General features: G+C 71.7%; 5 protein-coding genes. 4 read left to right on the plus strand and 1 reads right to left on the minus strand.

All coding sequences use genetic code 11. The features are described from left to right. Window positions 1-624: 624 nt before the first annotated feature. Entirely contained in the window at window positions 625-912 is a 288-nt protein-coding gene (locus E4099_RS28025; protein ID WP_135341924.1) for a chorismate mutase, read from the minus strand. Window positions 913-1,159: 247 nt separating this feature from the next. Between E4099_RS28025 and guaA the strand changes: the two genes are divergently transcribed. The 4 genes from guaA to E4099_RS28045 all read left to right on the plus strand — a co-directional run bounded on the left by guaA (window position 1,160) and on the right by E4099_RS28045 (window position 5,805). Beyond that, a complete protein-coding gene (guaA, locus tag E4099_RS28030) occupies window positions 1,160-2,749 on the plus strand; it encodes a glutamine-hydrolyzing GMP synthase (protein WP_135341925.1) in 1,590 nt (529 codons plus the stop codon). A 159-nt stretch (window positions 2,750-2,908) separates the two neighbouring features. Continuing rightward, complete coding sequence (locus E4099_RS28035; protein ID WP_135341926.1) at window positions 2,909-3,499, plus strand: Uma2 family endonuclease; 591 nt, start codon at window positions 2,909-2,911, stop codon at window positions 3,497-3,499. A 119-nt stretch (window positions 3,500-3,618) separates the two neighbouring features. Continuing rightward, a complete protein-coding gene (locus E4099_RS28040) occupies window positions 3,619-4,398 on the plus strand; it encodes a class II aldolase/adducin family protein (RefSeq protein WP_135341927.1) in 780 nt (259 codons plus the stop codon). A 27-nt stretch (window positions 4,399-4,425) separates the two neighbouring features. After that, on the plus strand, window positions 4,426-5,805 hold the full coding sequence (locus E4099_RS28045; RefSeq protein ID WP_245245245.1) for a hypothetical protein: 1,380 nt from the start codon (window positions 4,426-4,428) through the stop codon (window positions 5,803-5,805). Window positions 5,806-5,821: the final 16 nt, after the last annotated feature.

Genomic DNA, 5,821 nt, shown 5'->3' on the forward strand with positions numbered 1-5,821 from the left:
GGCCGCCCGAACCGCTCGGAATTCCACCCGATGGGCGGTGAGCGCCCCAGCGGCAGACGGTGGACGGCGAACGAGGGGCGAACGGAGCAACGGGCGCACCCGCATCCGGGCAGCTCGGGAAATCTGGGGGATTCCGCCTTGTGAGCGTGCTGATCCCTTGACAAAGAGCCGGAGAACTCGCCTGCCAGCATCGTGGTGGATGCACCGCGCCCGGCGCAACCGCTTCGACCGGATACGGCCGGTCCCAGGCGTCCCCGGGACCGACCGCCCTTTACCGGATGACCGGGCTGCTGTCCCCTGCTGACCGGTCACCGCGCCGGAGCGAGGTCCCACGACGGTGCGGCCCGCTTCTCTTCGGGCGCCCGTCTCATCACTCCGGCGAATCCGGTGGTGCACGGCCCGCGCCGCGGCCGACCGGCGCTGACTGCGGGGCGTGCCGGGCGGTGGGTGCGATGGGTGCGGTGCGGACAACGGGACCAACGACCCGGCTCGGCGACCGGTCACGTGCCGTACGGGTGACGGCGCGCGCGGTGGCGGTCCCGCGACCCCGGCGCGCGGGGCGGCAGGTCCCCGCGCGCCGGGGTGCGAGGTGGGAGCGCCCCGGCGCGGGGCCCCGGAGCCTCCTCAGACCCGGCCCCGGCACAGCTCGAGCAGGGTCATCGCCAGCGTGGTGCCGGGCTTGCCCAGCGGCTCCTGGTAGCGGCGGAGGATCTCCATCTCGCGGGAGAGGTCCAGCCGCCGCCCGCCGGCCGCGAGCCGGTCCCGTTGGATGTCCGCCGATACCGACATCCGCTCCTCGATCAGCGCGATGATCCGTCGGTCGAGTTCGTCGATGGCCCCCCGGCCGGAGCGCGGGGCGTCGGCCTCGCCGAGGGTGTCGGGCGTGACGGTGGGGGCGGTCGAAGCGGTCATGGTTTCTCCTCGGGTCTGCGGTGACCCGGGCCGGTAAGGGTCCGGAAACACACAGGCGCCCCGGGCCTTTCGGCCCGGGGCGCCTGGAACGTCGCTTGTCAGTCGATCAAGCAGCATGACCATGGCAGCCGGCCGGGCCGGTGCCATAGGTAAACGCGAAGGTCAGCTGCGTGGACATGGTTCCGAGTATGAGCCCGTTATCATCGAAAGTCCAACCCCCTAGTTCCACCGCCGGAAGGCCGCCGAAGTGCCCTCAGCGTCCCCAGCTGCCGCCCCCGACACCGTTCTGGTCGTCGACTTCGGCGCGCAGTACGCACAGCTCATCGCACGCCGGGTCCGTGAGGCCCGCGTCTACAGCGAGATCGTCCCGTCCACCATGCCGGTGGCCGAGATGCTCGCCAAGAACCCCAAGGCGATCATCCTTTCGGGTGGCCCCTCCTCCGTGTACGCCGAGGAGGCGCCGTCCCTCGACCGTTCGCTGTTCGAGTCCGGCGTGCCGATCTTCGGCATGTGCTACGGCTTCCAGCTGATGGCCACCACGCTCGGCGGCACGGTGGACAACACCGGCGCCCGTGAGTACGGCCGCACCCAGCTGACCGTCAGCAAGAACAGCTCCACCCTCTTCGAGGGCACCCCGGTCGAGCAGACGGTGTGGATGTCGCACGGCGACGCCTGCTCCGCCGCCCCGGAGGGCTTCACCGTCACCGCCTCCACCGACCTGGTGCCGGTCGCCGCCTTCGAGAACGACGAGAAGCGGCTGTACGGCGTCCAGCACCACCCCGAGGTGATGCACTCCACCTACGGCCAGCAGGTGCTGGAGCACTTCCTGTACCGGGGCGCGGGCATCGAGCCGAGCTGGACCACCGGCAATGTGATCGACGAGCAGGTCGCCGCCATCCGTGAGCTGGTCGGCACCAAGCGCGCCATCTGCGGGCTGTCCGGCGGTGTGGACTCCGCGGTCGCCGCGGCCCTGGTCCAGAAGGCCATCGGCTCCCAGCTGACCTGCGTGTACGTCGACCACGGCCTGATGCGCAAGGGCGAGACCGAGCAGGTCGAGAAGGACTTCGTGGCGGCCACCGGCGTCCAGCTGCGGGTGGTCGACGCCGAGGAGCGCTTCCTGAAGGCGCTGGCCGGGGTCTCCGACCCCGAGGAGAAGCGCAAGATCATCGGCCGGGAGTTCATCCGGGTCTTCGAGCAGGCCCAGGCGGAGATCATCGCCGAGGCGGGCTCCGAGGGCGGCGAGCCGGTGGAGTTCCTGGTGCAGGGCACCCTGTACCCGGACGTGGTGGAGTCCGGTGGCGGCACCGGCACCGCCAACATCAAGTCCCACCACAACGTGGGCGGCCTCCCCGAGGACCTGGAGTTCAAGCTCATCGAGCCGCTCCGCAAGCTCTTCAAGGACGAGGTCCGGATGGTCGGCCAGGAGCTCGGCCTGCCGGAGGAGATCGTCCAGCGCCAGCCGTTCCCCGGCCCCGGCCTGGGCATCCGCATCGTCGGCGAGGTCACCAAGGAGCGCCTGGACCTGCTGCGCGAGGCCGACGCCATCGCCCGCGAGGAGCTGACCGCGGCCGGCCTGGACCGCGAGATCTGGCAGTGCCCGGTGGTGCTGCTCGCCGACGTCCGCAGCGTGGGCGTGCAGGGCGACGGCCGCACCTACGGCCACCCGATCGTGCTGCGTCCGGTCTCCTCCGAGGACGCCATGACCGCCGACTGGTCGCGCCTGCCGTACGACGTGCTGGGCCGCATCTCCACCCGCATCACCAACGAGGTGGACGAGGTCAACCGGGTCGTCCTGGACATCACCAGCAAGCCCCCGGGCACCATCGAGTGGGAGTAATCCCCCAGGCCCTCTGCTGAGAGGGTCCCGCCGGTCGCCCCTGCTCAGGGGCCTCCCGGTCAACGCCGACGCCACCACTCACTCGTGTGAGTGGTGGCGTCGGCGTTCGGTCTCGCTACGCTGACCCCACGGCCGAGAATCCCGTCCATGGGAGGAACCATGACCGCTGAGCCGCTCCCCACCTCTTCGTGGCCGGTGCCGCCGCAGGACGGCTACACCGTGGACGACCTGCTGACCCTGCCCGACCTCCCGCCGCACACCGAGTTGATCGACGGGAGCCTGGTTTTCGTGAGTCCGCAGCGAAGCTTTCACAGCATCGTGATCGACGTCCTGGTCAACGGTCTCCGCCGCACCGCGCCGAACGAGCTGCGGGTCCGACGTGAGATGACCGTGGTGATCGACAAACGCAATGGGCCTGAGCCGGATATCGCGGTGGTGCGCGCCGGCGCGGTGCGAAGCCACAGCCAGACCTCTTTCGAGGTCGGCGACGTGGTTCTGGCCGTGGAAGTGGTCTCGCCCGATTCAGAGGCCCGCGACCGCGACACCAAGCCCCACAAGTACGCCAAGGCCGGCATCCCGCACTTCTGGCGGGTCGAGATGGCCGGGGCGGACGAGCACCCGGTCGTCCATGTCTTCGAACTCGACCCGGAGTCGCGGACCTACCGTCTCACCGGCATCCACCACGACCGCCTGAAGCTTCCCGCCCCCTACACCATCGACATCGACCTCGGCGAGATCGACCACCTTTAGGGGGCCGGACCCCTGGAGAGCCCGGAAGTCCCCGCAAGCGGACCGCGCACAGGGCTGGGCACCTGACGTACCCGGCGGTAGCTTCCCGTTCCGGACCATCCGGACGTGAAGGAGCCGCCGTGCCCGAGCCGATACCCGTCGATCAGCTGCGTTTCGCACTGCCGCCCCGTCATGAGTCCGTCGAGGCCGAGCGGCGCCACCGCATGGAGCGGTTGGCCGCGGCGCTCCGGTTGTTCGGGCGGTACGGACTGGACGAGGGGGTCTCCGGGCACATCACGGTGCGGGACCCGGAGTTCGCCGACTGCTTCTGGGTCAACCCCTTCGGCGTCTCCTTCCGGCACGTCACCGTCAGCGATCTGATCATGGTGAACGAGCACGGCCAGGTGGTCGAGGGGCGCTACCACGTCAATCAGGCGGCCTTCGCCGTTCACTCCTCCGTGCATCAAGCGCGGCCCGAGGTCGTGGCCGTGGCGCACAGCCACTCGCCGTACGGCCGGGCGCTGTCCGCGCTCGGTGAACTCCTCGCTCCGATCACCCAGGACGCCTGCGCCTTCTTCGAGGACCACGCCCTCTACGACCGCTACTCGGGCGTGGTGGTCGACGAGGAGGAGGCACAGGCGATCGCCTCCGCGCTCGGCCCGCACAAGGCCCTCATCCTGCGCAATCACGGTCTGCTGACGGTCGGCGACTCGGTGGACGCGGCGGCCTGGTGGTTCCTCTCCATGGAGCGCTGCTGCCAGGTCCAGCTGGCGGCCCGGGCCGCCGGGACACCCGTGCGGATCGACGCGCGGTCGGCCGCCGACACCCGCGACCAACTCGGGAGCGATCTCGTGGCGTGGATCAATTACCAGTCGCTGTACGCGGAGATCACCCGCGACGAACCCGGGCTTCTGGCCTGACACCCCCTCCGAATGCGGCACAATTCCATGGCGAAACCCGAGAGTTGGGAGGGCGCCGTGGCGGTGGACCAGGCGCAGGACGCCACGACCGGCGGTGCACGCCCGCCCGGACGCGGGCAGCGGCCCGCCCATCCTCCCGGGCACCTCCCCGGCCAGGCCGCCGCCCCACCCAGGGAATCCCTGGTCACGGCCTCCGCACACCCGGAGGGCTGCGGCTGCCCGCGGGGCAGCGCCCGCGAGGCCCACCGCCAGGCGGTCACGGCCTTCGCCGCGCTGCGCGACCGGCTGGCGGTCGGCGAGGGCCTGCCCGCCGCCCTCGCGCACTCCACCGGGGCGTCCCGGCAGTGGGTGTCGGACGAGCTGACCCAGGCGGCCCGTACGGTCGCCGAGCGCGGCCGGGAGGCCGGCGCGGCCTGGCTGTCCCGGGTCTGGCGGCCGGTGACCGCCGCGGTGTGGGTGCTGGTCGGCGTACTGGCGATCACTCAGCTGGTCACCGCTCTGGTGGGGGACGGCTGGACCTCGGCCCGTACCGCGGGCCTGGTCGCCGCGTTGCTCAGCGGGGTGCTGCTGACCGCCGCCGGCTGGTGGCACCGGGCGCGCGGCGGCGCGCTGGCGGTGCTGATCGGTGAGGACAACCGGCTGTCCACCTCCCGTACGGTGGCCGTCTGGTGGGTGCTGTTCACCGGTTACGCGGTGCTCACGCTGGCCCTGGAGCGGGTCGGCGGCGCCGCCGGTGAGCTGCGTCTGCGCCGGTCCGCCGCGCTGCTGGCGGTGGTGGCCACGGGCTGCCTGGTGGCGGTGGTGGCACGGCTGGTGGTCGCCAACCGGATCCGGGCCCAGCGCACCCAGAAGGTGCCCGCCGAGCGGGCCCGCGCCGCCGATCTGCTCACCGACGACGCCGGCCGGGGCAGCTTCACCGACACGCAGTACGTGCTGCTGAACGCGGCGGCCGGGGCCTTCGGCTGTGTGGCCCTGGTCCGCGAGCCGCACCGGCTGCCCGGCCTGCCCTGGGGGCTCGCGGTGCTCACCGGGGTCTCCGCGCTGACCTATCTGGCCGCGAAGTACGCGGAGGGCGGCCGGCCCATGGTGCTCTCGGTGGTCCGGGTGCGGGAGGCCGGGGACCTGGACGGGCCCATCCGCACCGGCGACGACATCGAGATCCGGGGCAGCGGCTTCGTCCCCCCGGGCGCGATGGCGCCGGACCGGCTGGCCCGCACCGTGGTGCGGATCGGGGCGGTGCACGTCCATGTGCCGCTGGTCCCGGTCGCCGGGGGCTTCACCAATCCGGCGGACACGGTGCTTACGGTGCCGGTTCCGGCGGAGGTGGAGCCGGGGCGGACCGAGGTGCAGGTCATCACCGCCTCGGGTGCGGAGAGCAATCGCTACTCGATTGACGTCCTGGATTGACGGGGGGCCCTCCGGG

The organism is Streptomyces palmae, from assembly GCF_004684805.1.
GTDB lineage: Bacteria > Actinomycetota > Actinomycetes > Streptomycetales > Streptomycetaceae > Streptomyces > Streptomyces palmae.

Bases quoted from the DNA above. Each gene is read 5' to 3' on its own strand.
- E4099_RS28025 (WP_135341924.1), bottom strand. From the start codon at position 912: ATGACCGCTTCGACCGCCCCCACCGTCACGCCCGACACCCTCGGCGAG.
- E4099_RS28035 (WP_135341926.1), top strand. From the start codon at position 2,909: ATGACCGCTGAGCCGCTCCCCACCTCTTCGTGGCCGGTGCCGCCGCAG.
- E4099_RS28045 (WP_245245245.1), top strand. From the start codon at position 4,426: ATGGCGAAACCCGAGAGTTGGGAGGGCGCCGTGGCGGTGGACCAGGCG.